General features: G+C 40.8%; 16 protein-coding genes. 12 read left to right on the forward strand and 4 right to left on the reverse strand.

Features of this window, described 5'->3' with window-relative positions:
- Positions 1-75: 75 nt before the first annotated feature.
- Both HWX64_RS00990 and HWX64_RS00995 read right to left on the reverse strand, forming a co-directional pair.
- A complete protein-coding gene (locus HWX64_RS00990) occupies positions 76-1,587 on the reverse strand; it encodes an acetyl-CoA hydrolase/transferase family protein (protein WP_175986514.1) in 1,512 nt (503 codons plus the stop codon).
- Between the two features lie 163 nt (positions 1,588-1,750).
- Positions 1,751-2,395, reverse strand: coding sequence for a LytTR family DNA-binding domain-containing protein (locus HWX64_RS00995; protein WP_175986516.1), 645 nt, complete (start codon positions 2,393-2,395; stop codon positions 1,751-1,753).
- Between the two features lie 303 nt (positions 2,396-2,698).
- On the opposite strand from HWX64_RS00995, the gene HWX64_RS01000 reads away from it, so the two are divergent.
- Both HWX64_RS01000 and HWX64_RS01005 read left to right on the forward strand, forming a co-directional pair.
- Complete coding sequence (locus tag HWX64_RS01000) at positions 2,699-3,382, forward strand: DUF421 domain-containing protein (RefSeq protein ID WP_175986518.1); 684 nt, start codon at positions 2,699-2,701, stop codon at positions 3,380-3,382.
- A gap of 456 nt (positions 3,383-3,838) precedes the next feature.
- Positions 3,839-5,536, forward strand: a complete 1,698-nt coding sequence (locus HWX64_RS01005; RefSeq protein ID WP_175986519.1) for a transglutaminase domain-containing protein — start codon at positions 3,839-3,841, stop codon at positions 5,534-5,536.
- Between the two features lie 50 nt (positions 5,537-5,586).
- Here HWX64_RS01005 and mscL read toward each other — a convergent pair whose 3' ends face one another.
- Both mscL and HWX64_RS01015 read right to left on the reverse strand, forming a co-directional pair.
- Positions 5,587-5,955 (reverse strand): large-conductance mechanosensitive channel protein MscL, encoded by a 369-nt coding sequence (mscL, locus tag HWX64_RS01010; RefSeq protein ID WP_175986521.1) that lies wholly within the window; start codon positions 5,953-5,955, stop codon positions 5,587-5,589.
- Positions 5,956-6,158: 203 nt separating this feature from the next.
- Positions 6,159-7,349, reverse strand: a complete 1,191-nt coding sequence (locus HWX64_RS01015; RefSeq protein WP_175986522.1) for a glycoside hydrolase domain-containing protein — start codon at positions 7,347-7,349, stop codon at positions 6,159-6,161.
- A 148-nt stretch (positions 7,350-7,497) separates the two neighbouring features.
- On the opposite strand from HWX64_RS01015, the gene HWX64_RS01020 reads away from it, so the two are divergent.
- From HWX64_RS01020 to HWX64_RS01065, 10 genes are all read left to right on the forward strand, one after another.
- On the forward strand, positions 7,498-8,700 hold the full coding sequence (locus tag HWX64_RS01020; RefSeq protein ID WP_175986524.1) for a DHHA1 domain-containing protein: 1,203 nt from the start codon (positions 7,498-7,500) through the stop codon (positions 8,698-8,700).
- Between the two features lie 789 nt (positions 8,701-9,489).
- The gene (locus HWX64_RS01025) at positions 9,490-10,248 is read left to right on the forward strand and encodes a flagella basal body P-ring formation protein FlgA (RefSeq protein WP_175986526.1); all 759 of its coding nucleotides are present in this window, start codon (positions 9,490-9,492) and stop codon (positions 10,246-10,248) included.
- On the forward strand, positions 10,232-11,386 hold the full coding sequence (locus HWX64_RS01030; RefSeq protein ID WP_175986527.1) for an AAA family ATPase: 1,155 nt from the start codon (positions 10,232-10,234) through the stop codon (positions 11,384-11,386). The genes HWX64_RS01025 and HWX64_RS01030 overlap by 17 nt, the downstream gene beginning before the upstream one ends.
- A 10-nt stretch (positions 11,387-11,396) precedes the next feature.
- The gene (locus HWX64_RS01035; RefSeq protein WP_175986529.1) at positions 11,397-12,746 is read left to right on the forward strand and encodes a CpaF family protein; all 1,350 of its coding nucleotides are present in this window, start codon (positions 11,397-11,399) and stop codon (positions 12,744-12,746) included.
- The gene (locus HWX64_RS01040; protein ID WP_175986531.1) at positions 12,743-13,669 is read left to right on the forward strand and encodes a type II secretion system F family protein; all 927 of its coding nucleotides are present in this window, start codon (positions 12,743-12,745) and stop codon (positions 13,667-13,669) included. Before HWX64_RS01035 ends, HWX64_RS01040 begins: the two co-directional genes overlap by 4 nt.
- Before the next feature lie 4 nt (positions 13,670-13,673).
- The gene (locus HWX64_RS01045; protein WP_071617304.1) at positions 13,674-14,606 is read left to right on the forward strand and encodes a type II secretion system F family protein; all 933 of its coding nucleotides are present in this window, start codon (positions 13,674-13,676) and stop codon (positions 14,604-14,606) included.
- A gap of 35 nt (positions 14,607-14,641) precedes the next feature.
- Positions 14,642-14,848 carry a hypothetical protein gene (locus HWX64_RS01050; RefSeq protein ID WP_175986533.1) on the forward strand — a complete coding sequence of 69 codons (207 nt, stop codon included), beginning with the start codon at positions 14,642-14,644 and terminating at the stop codon, positions 14,846-14,848.
- A gap of 25 nt (positions 14,849-14,873) precedes the next feature.
- On the forward strand, positions 14,874-16,268 hold the full coding sequence (locus HWX64_RS01055) for a VWA domain-containing protein (protein ID WP_175986534.1): 1,395 nt from the start codon (positions 14,874-14,876) through the stop codon (positions 16,266-16,268).
- A 15-nt stretch (positions 16,269-16,283) separates the two neighbouring features.
- Positions 16,284-17,921: a hypothetical protein gene (locus tag HWX64_RS01060; RefSeq protein ID WP_175986536.1), complete on the forward strand. Its 1,638-nt coding sequence runs from the start codon at positions 16,284-16,286 to the stop codon at positions 17,919-17,921.
- Positions 17,914-18,492, forward strand: coding sequence for a hypothetical protein (locus tag HWX64_RS01065; RefSeq protein ID WP_175986538.1), 579 nt, complete (start codon positions 17,914-17,916; stop codon positions 18,490-18,492). Before HWX64_RS01060 ends, HWX64_RS01065 begins: the two co-directional genes overlap by 8 nt.
- Positions 18,493-18,512: the final 20 nt, after the last annotated feature.

Here is an 18,512-nt window from a genome sequence, read left to right on the forward strand (position 1 = left end):
TTGTATCATCCCCTCTGATGAATAAAACCGGATACCCCCTCTTTCAAGAAATACCCGGTATCTTTTGTTTATCCTTTAAACCGTCTCCATTTCAGTCTTAAGCATTGTACCATTCTCGGCAAGGTTCGAATGCCAGGATAGTGCTTTTTCTAAGACATGCGGGGTTTGTCCACCTCTTGTCAACGCTTCCTGATAATACTTACGAAGCTGGTCGCGGTATATAGGATGAGCACAACGCTCGATGATCAGCTCTACACGCTCTCTTGGTGCTAACCCGCGCAGGTCGGCATAACCTTGCTCAGTGACGATAACGTCGACATCATGTTCAGTGTGGTCGACATGTGAGACGAACGGGACAATGCTTGAAATTTTGCCGTCTTTCGCTATAGACTTTGTCACAAAGATCGCGAGACGGGCATTCCTCGCAAAATCACCGGAGCCGCCAATTCCGTTCATCATTTTCGTACCGAGTACGTGAGTCGAATTGACATTGCCATAGATATCTAATTCCAATGCTGTATTGATCGAAATCAATCCAAGACGGCGAATGATTTCAGGATGGTTGGAAATTTCCTGAGGTCTCATGATCAATCGGTCCCTATATTTATCAAACTCTGAAAATACCTGTTTCATTTTCGCATCCGATAGTGTAATCGAGCAGCAGGAGGCAAATCGTACTTTTCCGGCATCCATCAGGTCGAATACCGCATCCTGCAATACCTCCGAATAGACTTCCAAATCATCGAATTCAGAATGAAGCATCCCATGAAGGACAGCATTTGCGACTGAACCGATTCCTGACTGCAGTGGCGCAAGACGTTCGGTCAACCGTCCTGCTTGCACTTCCGTGCGCAGGAAATCCATCAAATGCTGAGCCATGATCACTGTTTCCTCATCTGGAGGTACGATCGTCGAAGGCGAATCTTGTTGATGCGTAAAAACAATTCCTTTTATCTTATCTGGATCCACCTTTATTCCAACGTCACCAATTCGGTCATCTGGTTTTATTAATGGAATCGGATCCCTCTCCCCTTGTTTCCCAGGCGCATATAAATCATGCAATCCTTCCAGCTCTGAAGACTGGGACAGATTGATTTCGATGATGATCGATTTGGCGTGCTGGGCAAAGTTCAACGAGTTACCGATAGAGGTGGTTGGAATGATCATGCCGTCTTCCGTAATCGCAACCGCTTCCAAAATTGCGACGTCTACCTCCATTACGTTTGCTCGCAGCAGTTCAGCCGTATGGGACAAATGCTGGTCTACAAATAAGAAGTCACCATGGTTGATCCCTTTTCGCATAGTCGGATCGGCTTGGAAAGGAAGTCTCTTACCTAGGATTCCAGCTTCAGCAAACAATTTATCAACATCTGAACCTAAGGAGGCTCCAGTATACACGTTCACTTTAAACGACTCTTTTTCGGCACGGTCGACCAGGGCGAATGGAACCGCTTTCACATCGCCTGCACGTGTAAAGCCGCTTAATCCTAAAGTCATTCCATCTTCAATCCAGGATGCTGCTGTTTTTGGTGTTACCACACGGTCTCGGAGACGTGGGTCTCTAATGCAATCAAGTTTATTCTCCATAAATCCCATCCCTCTAAAAATAATGAATATTACAATAATTTTAACGTTGATCGGGGGTGGGATTGGTGTTTTTAGACTAAGATACAAGAACTTCGGATGAACGACCGGATTGTGAGACTGAAACAGAATCGTAAGGAACCACCCTTAGCTTTTTCGGCTTCGCTTAAAACCCGAGCAATTTACGAAAATAGCTAGAATAGGTTTGGCTCACTGAAACCTGGGCACCATTCTTCATCGAAAGCATGAACGTAGAATGGGTATCCGGGTAGATCTCCCTAATATGATTTACATTCACAATGAAGGAACGATGGCAACGTATGAATGATTCCTTCGGCAACAAGTATTCGAATTCTTGTAACGAATACTTATGAGTACCTGAAAACCCTTCAGTATACACATAAGTTTTTTTGTCCTTTGCCTCAAGATACATTACTTGCGAAAATGGAATCGGAATCCATCCATCAGGAGATTTGACGGTCACCACAGATTTCCCCTCGGTCAATGCAGGGAAAATTGCGGTAACACATCCTTCCAGCTGACCTTCATGGAGAAATGGAACCGCCATGCCGTGATATGGGACACCAAATATATCCCGATCAATGAATTCAGAGATTTTTTGTTTTGTTACCAAAGCTTTATGAGCAATCGTACCGTTTTTTACAGGATCTCCTGGCTTGATCTTCAAATCAATCCGCTTACTAGGCCGATAATAAATATATTCCTCTGTATTCGATACAGCGATTGAGATTTCATCAGAAAACAATTCCCCGATCACATCTAAAAGAGAAACGACAGTTATACTTTCCATCTTCACACATCCTTAGCAAATCTACTCTCACCTTATTTTATCCCTAATCTTGAATGTTTTCTATGGTTACAGAGTACCTCGGTTCACCATGAGGCTTCTTATTTCCCGTTTCTTCCGTCCACAAAGGAATAATCCTTCTTTTCTAGAAAAAGAAATGCATGTACTTTTTTAAAAAGTCTCTCTTAATGTTCATTATTTTTAGTGATATGCGCTTAAATGTTTATAATAAAAGTGATGTTCTTTTTACGTTAGTTAAAATGTTAGAAATTATAGTAATTTTACAAACAGGAGGTAAAGAATATTTTGGATACTATTAATATGGGCTTACTGACAATGAAAGTTATCATAGGTTTTTTCACACTTTTTTTCATTATAATCTTAACAGGAAAAACGTCCATTTATCAGCTAACACCATTTCATTTAGTATTTGTGCTATTGCTTGGAGGGTTTTTAGAAAATACTATTTATGAGGACGATATCGGAATTTTGTCTTTTTTATATGCTGTCGGTTTGTGGACATTGCTGATGTTGGGTGTAGAATTTCTTACTTTGAAAATAAAATCGACACGCTCTGTATTAGTAGGGAAACCTGCAATAATCATTCGAGATGGTGTCATTGACCGAAATATTGCGAAAAAAAACAAATTAGATATGAATCAAATATTAAGCTTACTTCGACAAAATAATGTTTTTTCCGTACGTGAAGTCCAATACGGCACACTCGAACCTAATGGTCAAATCAGCACACTGCTAAAATCTAAATATCAACAACCAGACAAGCAAGATCTCAACCTGCCAGAAAGCTTTGTAGATCTACCGATCAGCTTAATTATTGACGGTGAAGTTTTATGGGACAATTTAAGTGAGTGTGGATTTGATGAAGAGTGGCTAAATAATGAACTAACAGCTAATGGGTATAATGATAAAACCAAGATTTTCTATGCAGATTGGAGAAAAAGTGAGGGTATTCATATAAGTCCTAAATAAAAATACATTGTGTTTATCAATGCTAACATGTGAAGAGCCCGGAGTTTCTAGGAGTGGAGGCTGGACATCTGCCTCCTAATCCCTGACACGAAACAAAAGAGGCTTCTCATTAGTAACCAAACTAATGGGAAGCTTCTTTTTTTCATTTCTTATTTTTTACTAGAAAATAAAAATCTAACTTTACTTTTCCTCTGCCTTTCCCTTGCTTTTTATAAATAATTTCCGATTGTGTTCTTTTAAGGATTGCCATTCTTTTTAAGGAATTGGATCGCCACTAAGCACAAGCGAGTCTTGCACAGAAATCAACTGCGGTGATCAAGGTTTATTTTCCGAAAATTCAGGTTTGAAGAATAAGGTAAAATGGGAAAAAAGAATCAGGAACCAAAAAATGTATAAAACGTACATATGAGAGATGATGCAAAACGGAGATGATTAATAAGCCTGGGGGAGAATCTTATGAAACGTAACAATCCAATAGCTTTCATAATGCTTTGTTTTATGACCGGTTTGCTGTCCCTGTCCGCATGCAGCAGTTCGGCTGATACGAAAGCTGAAAAAGAAGAGACGAAAGAAGAAGATAAATACGAAAAGCTCGTGAAAGAGAAAAACGGTGAGTTTGAGCTCGAACCGATCGAGCTGACCTCCTACAGCGAGGAAATAGGTGCGACCATGGAGGAGCCTTCACACAAGGAATTCGCCGCGAATGGGGAAGTGGTGATCAAAGGGGCTATCGAGAAGCATTCCGGATTGAAATCGGACTATGCCTGGATCAAGGTTCGCTCAACGGAGGAAGGACCGGCTGGCGACCAGCTTGAATATTACACGCCAATCGGGGATGGCAAGTTCAAGCAATCGATCCATTTCTTCAACGGCGAGGGAGAATACAGCGTGAAGGTGCAGCTGCCAAGTAAGGATCAAGAGAATTATTTTTATGACACGGCCTCCTTTATCGTCCATAATGTAAACCCTGAAATGAAGCGGGACGTGACATATACTCCGTTTGGCAGGGATGCCGAATTGAATGTGAGTCTCGATTCCAGTTATACGAAGGAAAGTGAAGTGTTCGCCCTGCAAGGTAAGGCGGGCCAGTTGACGGATAGCGATACCATCATGCTGAAGTTGAAAAAGGACAGTGAAACATGGACGCATGTCATTCCTGTTAAAGATGGAACATTCTCCTATGACGTGCCTTTATTTTATGGAAAAGGGGTTCATGAGCTTGAAGTGCTTGTTCCTGATGAGGAGCGGGAGAATTACTATCAGACAGCAACAACGATTTTAATCGATAACGAGTCTGAACGAATGATGAGTCCGGTTGAATACTCCGAGACCTACATGGAGCGTGGGGTCACCTTGGAATCCCCGCAATATGGAGGGGAAGAGACAGATGGATTGTACACGGTAAAAGGGACAATCGATCCGAAAGCCGAGTTCGGTCCGGAAACCGATCATATCTATATCAAGACGAAAAAAGGAGAGGATGAAGCGCTTGACGTCATTCCTGTGGAAGACTTCACATTCGATGATTCCTTCTACCTCCGATTTGGTCCCGGTACATACGAGGTGACCTTGAGTGTACCGGAAATCAAGGAAGAAAACAGTGATTCCTTCAGGTTCTACGGCTTTGCCAAGTTCGAAGTGGAATCGACCGGTGAAGATAAAAGGGATCTCCTGCCTTCAAGAGGCGTGGAATCTGATCATCCAACAATTGAAGAATTAGCTCAAAAGCTGACAGCCGGGAAGAAGACAGACCGTGAAAAAGTGAAGGCAATCTATGATTACACAGCGAAGAATGTCAGCTATGATGTAGAAAAGCTTGAAAATGAAGAATTCGAGTGGGATGATAGTGCCATGAAAACGCTCGACGAGGAAACGGGCGTATGCCAGGACTATGCTTATCTTGCCATCGCGCTCTTAAGGGCAAGTGACATTGAAGCGAGATTCGTTGAAGGGATGGCCCGGGGCGGATGGTGGCCGCAGCGGCATGCCTGGGTCGAAGCAAAAGTGGACGGTAAATGGCTGACGATGGATCCGACTTGGGGCTCCGGCTACATCAAGGATGATAAGTTTGTAGCGGATTTTAATGAGAAATATTTTGACCCGGATCCGGCCGAATTTGAAAAGACACATACTCGTACGGGGATATCCTATTAGTCAAAGAAAAAGGCATTCCTTCATTCTTAGAATGTGGAAAGCCTTTTTCTTTATTTCTTCAGTAAATCGCGGATCTCCGTCAAAAGTTCAACTTTCGGATCTACCACGGGTGCTTTTTCAGCAATTTCTTCTTTTCGTTTTAAACGATTGAATGCCTGGATGAATACGAATAGGGATAGGGCGATTATAATGAAATCAACAATTGCTTGAATGAATAGTCCATATTCGATCACTGCATCCCCAACTGTAGCCGTTAAATGTTCAAAGCTGATGCCTCCAAGGAGTGTACCTACCAGCGGCATGATGATGTAGTCCACTAACGCGGATACAATCTTCCCGAATGCAGCAGCAATGACCACTGCGACGGCTAAATCGATTACATTTCCTTTTAGGGCAAACTTCTTAAACTCTTTCAACATTTTGGACACCTCCTTCTTTAAAAGAGTATAAACAATAATTGATAGAATAAACAGATTGGTTATTTTTACTACATTGCTTTAAGAAGAGGGTTAAGAGACTTTGAAATAACAGTTGTATGATAAAGTCATGAAAACGTGGAAAAATAAATGCAGCTAACCTTATAAAGGTCAGCTGCATTTATTTTTTATTGGAGCCCAAGAAGTTATGGCTGCCAAAGGACCTCGAGCAAATCCTCATCGAACAAATTCGTATCGATATTACATGCCTCGGCATCGATGCCGTACTGCCAGCCGAGAGCAAGAGAGTTGTCAGGGGCTTCAGGGGCAAAATCAGGAGCATCAGCCTGGGTGGTGATTCCCACACTCGGTGAAGACGTCCAAATATAGTTCTCTTTCAAAATATCATTATTGCTTTCCACCGCTTGATTGTATTCTTTAAAGAGAGCTCTTTCCGTATCGAATATTCCATAAATACCAGATTCATATTTAGAAGAAGCTATTGTTTCATACCAGCCCCGGATAAACTCTGAATCCACCGGATAGGTCGGTTCAATATCTGCAAATAACGCGACACCTTCCGGGATCCCCAGCTCATCAGCAGCCTGGATGGCAGCCTTCGCTTGATTCACGCCATTTTCAAATCCGGTCGCATCACTGAAATTATTATAGATGGGAAGGATCGTATCCCCTTTGGAATGGATTAGTTCTACCTGTTCAGGGGATAAGCCGATCGAGACCCCATCCCGTGTTTTGATGTAGCGTCCGAACACTTCCGGGTCACCGAAATTATCCCTCACGCATGCATAGAACCCTTCCGTCGTTTCACTGGCAGAATCGATACCCCAGACGACTTCCGGGTTTGGATCCTGATTGCCATCACTTCCATCGCCACCGTTTCCATCCTCTCCCCCGCCGTTATTACGGCCGCTGGTTACGTTCCCTACATCATTGGTGACCTTCACATCCACATTGACTCCAAGATTGTTCAGTACGTTGTTATCCAAACCGTAGCTTCCGCTTCCGTTTAGGTAGTTTTTAAGGGTATTGGAAAGTGTGCCTTCTGCCTTTCCTTCAAATTGGTTATCAATCGAGTTAGAGAACGTCGATTTCCCACTGCCTTCTGCCTGGTTGTCGATCTCATTTTGTATGTCATAATCCGTATCACTGGTCATGTCATTCACAATGGTGGTTTCCACATTGGAGTTTCCGTAAATATTATTTTGTACATTGGTATGAATGGTGATGGTTGCATTGGATTGCCCAGTTGAAGGATTCATTCCGGCGGATTTTCTTGTTTCATCGCTTCCATCCTTAAGAAAATAAATCAGTGTCCCTAAATAAAGGATGATAAAGACAGAGACGATGGTCATGATCATGTTTTTGCCCAGATTCATATTCTCACCTTTTCACATTGATATCACAGGAATGACGCATTCTTCCCACTTGAATTCCTGATATTTTATGAAGGACTGGGTGTTTGTGTGCGGGCCCTTGGTGTTGGATATGATAAAGTAATAGAAAAAGGAGAGGAAAGGGAATCCAATGACGACAAAGTTATATTACGAAGATGCGTACCTGACAACATTTGGGACAACCATCCACCATCAAGGGCAGGAAGAAGACGGCCGCTGGTATGTTGTATTGGAGCAGACAGCTTTCTACCCGACTGGCGGGGGACAGCCGTATGATGAGGGAAGCCTTAACGGTATCAAGGTGCTAGATGTAGAAGAGGCTGCCGGGGAAATCCGGCATTATATAGAAAGGCCGTTTGAAGAACTTCCTGAAGCGGCCATGGGGAAAGTGGATTGGAAGAGACGGTTTGATCATATGCAGCAGCATGCCGGACAGCATATTCTATCCGCAGCTTTTGCAGAAGAGCTCGGATATGAAACGATCAGCTTTCATTTGGGAAAAGACATCCTGACCATCGATCTCGCCGTCGAAAAAATCTCTGGGGAAGATGCACTTAAAGCAGAAAAATTGGCCAACCTCGTGATCAGGGAAGCAAGGCCGATCGAAACGAAATGGATGACGGCAGAAGAAGCGGCTGCATATCCATTACGTAAGGCGCTTGCCGTATCCGATGATGTACGGCTGGTCATCATTCCGGACTTTGATTACAACGGCTGCGGGGGCACACATCCCCGCTCAACTTCAGAAGTGGGGGCCGTTAAAATCCTCGATTGGGAAAAGCATAAAGGACACATACGTCTCCAGTTCGTGTGTGGAGACCGGGTCCTGGAACAGCTTCATCAAAAGAATGAAGTACTAAAGGATCTGACAGCCCTGCTTCAATCCCCTCAAGAAAAAATGAAAGACGCAGCCCGTCAGCTGATCGATAAAGTCAAACTGCAAGAAAAGCAGATGGACGAATTGAAACAGGAACTGATAAAGTATGAAGCGGCAGAACTTTGCGGTAAAGTAATCCCGCTTGCAGAGGGCACCGGATTCATTAAAGGGTCCTATCAGAACCGCCCCATCCAAGAGCTTCAACAACTTGCCCGCCAGGTCATAGCCGAAAAAGAAGAAGCGGTTGTATTCCTTGCAGTCCAAAATGATGACAAACTTCAAGTTGTCGGAGCGAAAGGGAAGCAAGCGGACCAAAACCTAAAAGAACTCGCTCCCGAAATCTTCGCCCTGATCAACGGAAAAGGTGGAGGGAAAGAAGACTTTATCCAGGGCGGGGGAGAACCGGCCGTTTCCCCTGAAGCATTGCTGGATGAGATTGAAAAACTCCTTAAATAAGAAAGAAATGCTCCTCGTCAAAAGACGGGGAGCTCTTTTTATGGGGCGGGGTATTTAAACAGACACCCCTTCACAAATAATTACAATTACCTACTAAATTTAACATTTGTAATAAATCACCTAAAACTTACCATTTTTACCTCTGCTTCGACTGTTGATTTATATCTGTTGAAACTTTTGGCACGGAACTTAATGCCTTATATCCTGTGCTTTTCGCTTGTGTGTATAGTTCTAAAATAACAGACAGGATTCGACAAATCCCTGCGGTCATTGACGTTAGTAGTATGGGGTGATAATTAATATATAGGAAAAAATCATGAACAAAATATGACAATCAGGTTTTTAAACCTGAAATTGGTGGTAAATAAGAGTTGATTAAATTCCAAAATATTGAAAAGTGATACATTTGTATCATTTATGGGTGGAATTGACATCATGTTTATTTTTCATTCGTATATAGGTCTAGTGAAAAGGATTTGAATGGATACATAAGCAAGCAGAATGTAAATCATCCAGACCAAAGGAGAGAGAAGCATATGAGGAGATTGGCATCACTATTGATCAGCTGTTCGTTCATTGGCCTCCAGTGGAATCGAAATCACTAACAGATCCGTAGACCCTTCAACAGCAGGGGGATGTCCTGGCAAAAGAAAGACGATTTCACTGAAGAACTAGAAAGTGAAGAGTGAGAGGGAGAGTTTGTTTGAGGCGATGGAATGATGAATTTAATAGCTAGAACCATACTTGTAAGAATGTAGTTAATAACTCGGACAATGGAGTGAAGATGGAATGATTGAGTCCAAAAAAAGGGCATTTATATTTTTATTTTTAGCTTTTCTTTTAGCGCTTGTAGCTGGTTACTTAGTTTATGACAAGGTAAAAGATCTTAATTCCGAACTGGGCGGAATGACTAAGGTGTATGTTGCAAAAGGAGACATACCTTCAAGAACTTTGATAAAGGAAAACCAAATTCAAGCAATGGAAATACCGAATAAATTCGTAACAGAATCCCATGTTACAGGAAAGCTTGAATTAAAAGATAGGGTTTCTGTAGTCCCTCTAAGTGATGGAGACATTATTACAACAAATATGATTAAACCTGCCTCAAATCTAAATAATGAAAACGATAGAGTAGTAGCTATTTATAGGAATGACAAAATTCAATTTGATCAAGTAATAGCAGCCTTAGATAGAATTGACATCATAGTGTCCAGAGAGGTTAATGGCGAAAGAAAAACAGAATTATTTATGGAGGACGTTCCCGTCTCTTACGCTGAAGGTGATGAAAAAAGTTTTGCCGGGGTTGCCGTGGTAGTACCGAAAGAAAAAGCGTCTGAATTAATCCATGTACAAAACTATGCCGAACATATAAGGATATTAAAAGCAAATGTAGGAAAAGAATCAGAACCGGCTCAGACAGAAACTACTTCTGAAGCCAAACCTGAGGAAAAACCAAAAGAGGAAACGAAAAAAGAAGATAAACCAGCTAGTCAGGATAAACCAAAAGAATCAAATCAAGGAGATACAACAAATGGAAAAGAATCTTGATATTCTACTAGTTAGTGAAGATGAAATCATTACAAACCAAATACTCAATACATTAGAACAGGAAGAGAGTACCGTAACAGTTATCAGTCCGGAAGATACTGTAAGGGAAGTGAACAGACAGACCAGGGATATCATTGTGTTTGTTCAGTCAGATAATGATAATTCAGTAGAGTTGATTCAATATATTAAAACGGTTAACCCTACTACGTATGTGATCTTTCTGGCTGTAAGTTCAGAAATTACGGTTTTGAGAAATGTAACAAGAGCAGGAGCGGAGGATTTCTTCGTCTTACCGGATGAGATGTCTCTCTTCTTGAGCAGGTTTCCGACGATTAAGAAAAATTACGCATTGAAACAAAGCAGTCAAGAAGATAAGCAAGTGGTCTTTGGAAAAGGAAGGGGTCAAATCTTTTCCTTTTATAGTGCTAAAGGGGGGAGCGGAAAATCCGTTATCTCCTCGACATTTGCGCAAACCTTAAAGCTTGAATCAGCAGCAGAGGTCATTCTGCTTGATTTTAATTTTCAATATGGGGGGATAGAGACCATCATGTCCATCGAATCGAACCGGTCAATAGCAGATTTGTCACCGGTTATAAATGAGCTGAATGAGAACCACGTAAGAAACGTTTCTCAAACTGAATCTCACTCTCAAATGGAAATCCTGGTCAGCCCTTGTGATGCGGAAGTAGGGGAAACGCTGGATGAACAATTTATTGCTAAGTTATTAAGAACATGTCGAAGATCGTTTGATTACGTTATTATCGATCTACCTTCCGAAGTGAATAATTTAATGGTCACCACCTTAGAAGAATCAGACAAAATATATTATGTACTTTATCCGGAAACATCCTCGTTGAAGGTGTTAAAGCACTATGAAGAATTATGTACCAGGCTGGGGATCGATCTGCAGTCGCGTATGGAAATCATTCTTAATGAAGTTTCTAAAGAAAACGAACTTCAAGAAGGTGATTTAAAGGATATCTTGAGATTCCCGATTTCAGCATCCATTCGCAGAGATCTAAAAGGGCTGCAGCCATATGTAAATAAAGGAGAACCAATCAGAAAGTCTCCTAAGGAGAAGCGACTTATTCCTTTTGCTAAGGATGTCAGAAAGTTTGCTAAGTCAGTCTTAAACTAGGAGGGAAACGATGTCGTCTCTATTTGATAAACGAAAAGAAAAAATGAGTAAGAATCGACCGACTTCCTATGAATATGAGAATCACCTGGTGGATGATCTTGTAGAGCATTATAAATCCAGGTTATTAAGAGATACAAACCTCGAAGCCCTAACACAACTCACTCAAGGTGAGATGAGACTAAAGATTGAACAACTTGTATCACAATTCATGTCGGAAGAAAGAGTGATTATTTCACGGAATGACAAAGAGTTACTAATATCTAGAATTTTAGATGAGTCTGTGGGATACGGGCCTCTAGAGCCTCTGATTAATGATGAAACGATTACAGAAATCTTAATTAATGGATATGAAGAAATCTATGTTGAGAGGCTAGGTAAGCTAGAAATCAGTCATGTGAAGTTCAGGGATGATGAACATGTTAGGCACGTAGTAGACCGTATTGTTGCACCTCTTGGCAGGAGAATTGATGAAAGCTCACCAATGGTAGATGCAAGGTTACCAGATGGAAGCAGGGTGAATGCTGTCATACCTCCGATTAGTTTAAACGGTACGTTGGTTTCCATAAGGAAATTCAGAGCTGAACCGTTCAAAATGGATGATCTGCTTAACTTCAACACGTTAAATTCCAATATGTCTAAGTTTCTTGATGCCGTAGTTAAATCCAAATTAAATACATTGATATCGGGGGGGACAGGATCAGGTAAAACCACGATACTTAATGTCTTAGCTGCTTCTATACCATTTGGAGAACGCGTCATAACGATAGAGGATTCTGCAGAGTTAAGGCTGGATAGACCGAATGTAGTAGGGATGGAAGCAAGACCTGAAAATGTAGAAGGAAGAGGAGAGGTTTCTATCAGGAACTTGGTGAAAAATGCTCTTCGTATGAGACCCGACCGTATTATCGTAGGAGAGGTACGAAGCGGGGAAGCCTTTGACATGCTTCAGGCCATGAACACCGGTCATGAAGGTTCCATTACTACAGTCCATGCCAATTCACCTGAGGATGCGCTTCGACGTGTGGAAGCCATGGTCGTGATGGCGGGGATGGACCTTCCTTCTCATATTGTCAGAGAATATATAGTCGGTGCTTTGGATATCATCGTACAAGCAACTCGTCTAACGGATGGTACCAGGAAGATTATTTCAATCTCAGAAGTTATGAAAAATGCGGATGGAAGTCATGAAATGAAAGAAATCTTCACCTATAAACGTACAGCTATGAAAAAAGATGGCACGATCGAAGGATACTATACAGCTACTGGTTATGTTCCGAAATGTCTAGAGCGTTTGAAGGTATTTGGGAATGAAATATCCGAATCTGCCTTTAGCCCTCTATATGAGGAGGTGAGCACTTGATTGCAGCTTTAGTCACTACTCTGGCTACATTGGTATTTATAATTGCATTGAATTTTTTCCTCGAGTACAGGAAAGAAAAGCGGGAGTGGAGGAAGCAAGTTCACGACTTTTATAGTAATGGCGAGAAGAGAAAAAGTTACATTGTACTTTTGGGAGACCGATTTGATCGTACAGAGACAGCCAAACCCATTTATGAAAAGTTAAGATCTGCCAATATTCCATTGACGCCATCTGAGTACTTTGGAGCACAGGTAGTAGCCGCTATGGGGTTTGTTATCGTACTTGGCAACTTCTTTAACCTTAATTTTCTTATTAGCATTTTCGTATCGCTTATGTTTCTTGAGGGCGGAAAGAGGCTTGTCTTCTTATTAAGGAAAAATATAATAAAGCAGCGTCTTGCCCAGCAATTACCGGAAATATGCAGGCTTCTTGCAAACGCAACAAGGTCGGGGATGACTCTTAATCAGGGTGTCCAGCTTGCAGCTCAAGAAATAAGTGAACCTGCAAAGAGTGAATTTAAACGACTGGCTCAAGAAATTTCATTAGGTATTGATTTCAACACTGCAATCAGATCTATGGAGAAAAGGATCGATAATCGAGAATTCAAGTTATTTGTCGCTACCATACTCATTCAAAAAAAGGCAGGGGGTAATTTATTTTCTGTGCTGGATGAAATGGGTCAGACACTGGAAGAAAGGAAGATCCTGATGCAGGAAATCAAAACAATGACTGCGGAACAAAGATATGTAGCATATATCGTCCCTGTCATTCCAATATTTCTTGTTTTAATGATGAATAACATCATTGAGGGTTTCCTTGATCCGTTATTTACAGGTCTAGGTGTTATACTTTTGCTCCTATTCATAGGAGGGACCTTTTTGACATTCTTCTTAGTGCGAAAGGTTACCAACATTAGGGTGTGATGGCATGGATGGATTAATCGTAATTTTTTTAGTACTGACTCTATTATTTTTAGGCCTAAGCTTAAAAAGCTTCTATTCTTATATAGTGACAAAAAACGAATTGAAAAAAGAAGTAGCTCAAAAAACCTATATCTATAATTCTTTCGAAAAAAAAGCTACTAGAAAAGAAAAGATCTTAACCAAAATCTTTGGGTATGCGGATGATTTCACAGCAATCGGTCAGCGGGTTAATTTTTTCAGTGAAGATCACGAAATTAATAAGCTATTAATCAAAGCGGGACATCCATACGGATTGACTGTTGAGAGATTCCAGGGGTTAAAGATGTTCTTTCTGGTAATCGGACTGATAATAGGTGGAATATGCCTGGTTTTGCAGCTGCCGTTTTCGCAAGTCGCTGTTATCCTTTATCCCATTGCAGGTTATGGAGGGGCAATTCTCTGGTTAAATGGTAAAGCCAAGAAGAGACAGGAAGATCTTTCATTCCAGCTTCCTGACTTCCTTGACACGATGAGTGTCACACTTCAAGCAGGAGTAGGGCTAAATCAGGCTTTGCAAGATATAGTACCCTATTTTGAAGGACCAATCAAAGAAGAATTTGGTCGGTTCATCCAAGAATTAAGTGTAGGGGTTCCCAGGGGAGAAGCATATCAAACTCTCTTGGAACGGAACGACAGCAGGGAGTTCCAGCTCCTTATTAAATCATTGATTCAAGGCGAACGCCTTGGTGTTCCAATTTCAAAAACATTTAAACTGCAAGCTGAGGAAATGAGAAAAATCAAGAAAGAAATGATCAAAGAAAAAGCGGCGAAAGCATCACCGAAAGTAACGCTTATAACAACCTTTCTCGTTCTTCCATCAGCCCTAATACTTATTGGCGGTTTAATGATTATAAATATGTTTAGTGAAAACCGAAACATCCTACAGATGTTTCAGTAAATAAAAAATAAAACAACTTAAGGAGAGAAAAAATCATGATGAACAAATTAACAGCTCTATATGTAAAATTAACAACACCGGTGAAAAATGAAAGAGGTGCACAGTCACTTGAATGGCTTGGGCTCGCTGCATTACTGATCCTGGTATTAGGAATTGTTTCTACTGCAGTAAGTGATAGCAAAGGAAGCATTACAACGATAATCAGTAACATCTTCCAAAAAATCACTGACATGGTAGGCTAATTCACAATAATTAGGAGGCAGAAAAATGTACTTAAAGAGAATACTGCCTGTAGTACTAGGGGTATCGATATTTATTATCGGTTGTGGAAATGAAGAGAATGAAAAAGCAGATACTGCATCTCAGAAGGTAGAACAAACAAATGATGAATCTACTAAAGACAATAATGAAGAAAAAAACACTGAAAAGAATAAGGAAGAAGTTAAGTTAGATGTCAAACCACTGCCGTCTTCTTATGAAGAATTGGAAGAAATGCCTGTTGGTGAAGAATCCAAGCATATTCCCTTATTAACGCAAGAAGATAAAGAAAAAGCAGTGGAACGATTTAAAGGCTTGCCTGATGTTAAAAATAACCCATCAGAAGAGGAACTTGATTATTATTATCAAGAATTACTAAGTATGGTTCAAAGAGACTTTAAGGGCCCGGAAGAAATGATGAAACAGCTAAAGTTTCAGTCTTTTGGGAATCCAGAAATTGAAGACTCACGTTACCAATTCAAAGAAAATCTTAATGTTGAGATTATTCTTGATGCTTCAGGGAGTATGGCTCAAAACGCAGGTAATAATACGAAGATGGAGTCAGCCAAAGAAGAAATCCTGAATTTTGTAAAAGAGCTGCCAGAAGGAACAAAAGTAGGGATGAGGGTATACGGACATAAGGGAAGCAATGCAGATTCTGATAAAGAACTCTCTTGTAAAAGTTCTGAAATCGTATATCCAATAAACACCTATGAAACTGCCAAATTTCAAACAGCTCTGGACCAAGTGAAGCCGACAGGATGGACACCAATCTCTCTTGCTCTAAAAGAAGCTCAAAAAGATTTATCAAAGTTTAATGGAGAGAACAATACGAATATTGTTTACCTTGTAAGTGATGGGATTGAAACGTGTGACCAGGACCCGGTAGAGGCGGCAAAAGATCTGTATGATTCCAATTTAAACCCTATTATCAATGTGATTGGTTTTGATGTAGACGGTGAAGGTCAAAGGCAGCTAAAGGAAATTGCTGATACGACTGAGGGGATTTATTCTAATGTTGAAGATCAAGCAGGGCTAAAGGCAGAACTTAAAAAAATAAATAATGTTGCGGAAGCATGGGATAAATGGAAAGAAAAAGGTGAGGAATCAATCGAACTGAAAGAAGTCCAAAACAGTTTGGATATCTTCGAATATATAACCAAGGAAGATGTAAAGGCAACAGATGAAAGAGTTCAGATTAATTTATTACTCTCAACTTTCACTGAATTTGATTATATGAGTAAAGAATCAAGGGATTATTTACAAAATAAGAACAATGAGTACCATAAGTGGATCAGTGGAGAGATTGATGAATTTAAAAATCAATTGAAGGTATTAAACGAAAAGAACTATCAAGAAGCGAAAAAAGCACTGGAAGAGAAGTATCAACTTAATAGTCAATAGAACTGGGGTGATTATATGAAAAAAGTAAATAGCACAAAACTATTCAGCTTGATGTTAATTAGCATTCTTTTATTCTGGAATGTATTCCCGCTGGTTGGTGTGGCCGGTTCGTTTATCACCCCAGGAACACCCATCAAACCTGGCCAGGCAATCAGCCCAGGGGATCCTATTAGCGGAGGAGATTTTCTTGTACCAGGTGATGTCTATCAGCCGGGAGATGCAATAGTTCCGGGAGATTCATATAATGATGGGAAGAACATAAGCTCCGGGACACCGATTTTAGAAAACTTCCCATTGACTAACGGAACTTTCATCATTCCCAATGCTCCTCCGCTCCCTCCTAATTTTGTTTTTATTGGAGATAGCTTTACCCCTGGGGACCCGATTTCCCCTGGAGATCCATCGGGAGCCGGTGAAACCAGTTCAGGAAACGTGGATGGTAATGGTAAAGCTATTGAAGGCGGGGATCCAGGAAGTAACGGTAAAGCCGTTGAGGGAGGAGACCCTAATGGAGATGGTAAAGCCGTTGAAGGAGGAGACCCCAATGGAGATGGTAAAACTATTGAAGGCGGTAATCCTGATGGAAACGGTAAGGCTGTCGAAGGCGGAGATCCAAGCGGTAACGGAAATGCTGTAGAAGGTGGAGATCCGGACGGAAACGGTACAGGGTTCGAAGGCGGAGATCCCGATGCAAGTGGGAATTCTGTGGAAAATGGAAACCCTGACGGAGAAGGGAAAACTTCCGAAGGTACTGCCGACGAATCTAATCCATCTGTATTAAATTTGTTTGTTAGTAGCACCGATACCAATAGAGGTCCAGCGGGAGTTATGGTAGGTCTTCTTAAAGACTACAAAAGGTACGGACTAAGTGTTTTTGACAAAATTGCGCAAGCCGGCGCCTCTTATTATGCAGGTTTTAATTTTAAAGACTTAGGCAACGGAAAATACTCCGTTTATGGAAAGAATAAGTTAAACAATAAAATTTCAGATTGGTTTTATCAAAGATATAAAACGTATAAATTTGATGGGAATGAAGCACACTTTGGTCCCAATTCAAGACATATTGGAAAATCTAGGTTTGACAGTTTCTTTGAAAGTAAATCGATTGGTGGGGGCGCAGGCTTTTGGGGTAATACAAAAAATTCATTAGTAAAGTCCCTTAACGAATCATGGAATCCCGCCTCTAAGAGTTTTTGGAAATTTAGTAATTCATTAAAGCTGGGTGGGCCTGTAAATGCAGTTTTATCTTCGTTTAATTCAATTTACGATTATGGATTTGGCGATGATCCGATCAAACGATCAAAAGGAATAGGAAGTACAGATTTTGCAGCAACTCTTACTACTGATGTTGCAATAGGCGTTGGATCTACAGCTATTGGCAGTGTTGCTTCTAGTATGGCTGCTGGTGCACTGGCAGGCTCAGCTGTTCCGGTTGTTGGAACGGCCGTAGGAGCAATTGTGGGATTAGGAGCAGGGTTAACTACCACTTACTTAATTAACGGCACAGCTACTGGAAGAAGGCTTAAAGCAGGGGCTACTAAATTAATTAAAAATGCCTATGATGGTGGGGTTGATTTAGCTAAAAAAGGGGCGAAAGCTGTATCTGATGGTGTTTCATCTGCTTTTAAAAGGATAGGTGGTTTATTTGGCTAAAGAAGTTGTATCGTTTAAGAAGAGTAGAATAGTCCAAACTACATTTCTCTTACTCTTGATGGGATTTTTGTGTAGTTTTGTTCCTGAAGAAAATTGGACATTGTTAGGGTTTAATGTGGTTCTCTCATTAACAATTGGCTTTGTTTTCTACTTGCTGTGGAGGTATAACCGTCAAAACAGCAAGAGGTATTTTTCGCTACTATCATATTTTATGTTAGTAGCGTTATCGGTCTTTTTTTCAATTCCGTTATTTAGGGTGTTTGCTGATAGTTTTATTTTTTGGATAGCATTATTTTTCCTTATAGCTATGGCAGCGATCCCTTATTTTATATCTGAAAGAATTGCCAGAGGAGTACAAAACCCTACTAAATCTGCCCTGGGACGTGTCTACATGATTACTGTCCCCCTTATTATAGTTTTTGGCACAATATTATTTCTAAATGCGAACCTAAGCGCGAATCCTGATGCGTTTACAATCTCTATCTTTCTATTCTTTGGAGCTGTGTTTTTTCTTTTCATTGCTCCCATTCTTCTTATAACACCAGAAAGAATGAATGAATTAAACAAATAATTTTTATGCATAAGGGGTTG

This window comes from Bacillus sp. Marseille-Q1617, assembly GCF_903645295.1.
Taxonomy (GTDB): Bacteria; Bacillota; Bacilli; order Bacillales; family Bacillaceae_B; genus Rossellomorea.

Coding starts and splice junctions, on each gene's coding strand:
- HWX64_RS00990 (WP_175986514.1), bottom strand. CDS start 1,587: ATGGAGAATAAACTTGATTGCATTAGAGACCCACGTCTCCGAGACCGT.
- HWX64_RS00995 (WP_175986516.1), bottom strand. CDS start 2,395: ATGGAAAGTATAACTGTCGTTTCTCTTTTAGATGTGATCGGGGAATTG.
- HWX64_RS01005 (WP_175986519.1), top strand. CDS start 3,839: ATGAAACGTAACAATCCAATAGCTTTCATAATGCTTTGTTTTATGACC.
- mscL (WP_175986521.1), bottom strand. CDS start 5,955: ATGTTGAAAGAGTTTAAGAAGTTTGCCCTAAAAGGAAATGTAATCGAT.
- HWX64_RS01015 (WP_175986522.1), bottom strand. CDS start 7,349: ATGAATCTGGGCAAAAACATGATCATGACCATCGTCTCTGTCTTTATC.
- HWX64_RS01020 (WP_175986524.1), top strand. CDS start 7,498: ATGACGACAAAGTTATATTACGAAGATGCGTACCTGACAACATTTGGG.
- HWX64_RS01025 (WP_175986526.1), top strand. CDS start 9,490: ATGATTGAGTCCAAAAAAAGGGCATTTATATTTTTATTTTTAGCTTTT.
- HWX64_RS01030 (WP_175986527.1), top strand. CDS start 10,232: ATGGAAAAGAATCTTGATATTCTACTAGTTAGTGAAGATGAAATCATT.
- HWX64_RS01035 (WP_175986529.1), top strand. CDS start 11,397: ATGTCGTCTCTATTTGATAAACGAAAAGAAAAAATGAGTAAGAATCGA.
- HWX64_RS01045 (WP_071617304.1), top strand. CDS start 13,674: ATGGATGGATTAATCGTAATTTTTTTAGTACTGACTCTATTATTTTTA.
- HWX64_RS01050 (WP_175986533.1), top strand. CDS start 14,642: ATGATGAACAAATTAACAGCTCTATATGTAAAATTAACAACACCGGTG.
- HWX64_RS01055 (WP_175986534.1), top strand. CDS start 14,874: ATGTACTTAAAGAGAATACTGCCTGTAGTACTAGGGGTATCGATATTT.
- HWX64_RS01060 (WP_175986536.1), top strand. CDS start 16,284: ATGAAAAAAGTAAATAGCACAAAACTATTCAGCTTGATGTTAATTAGC.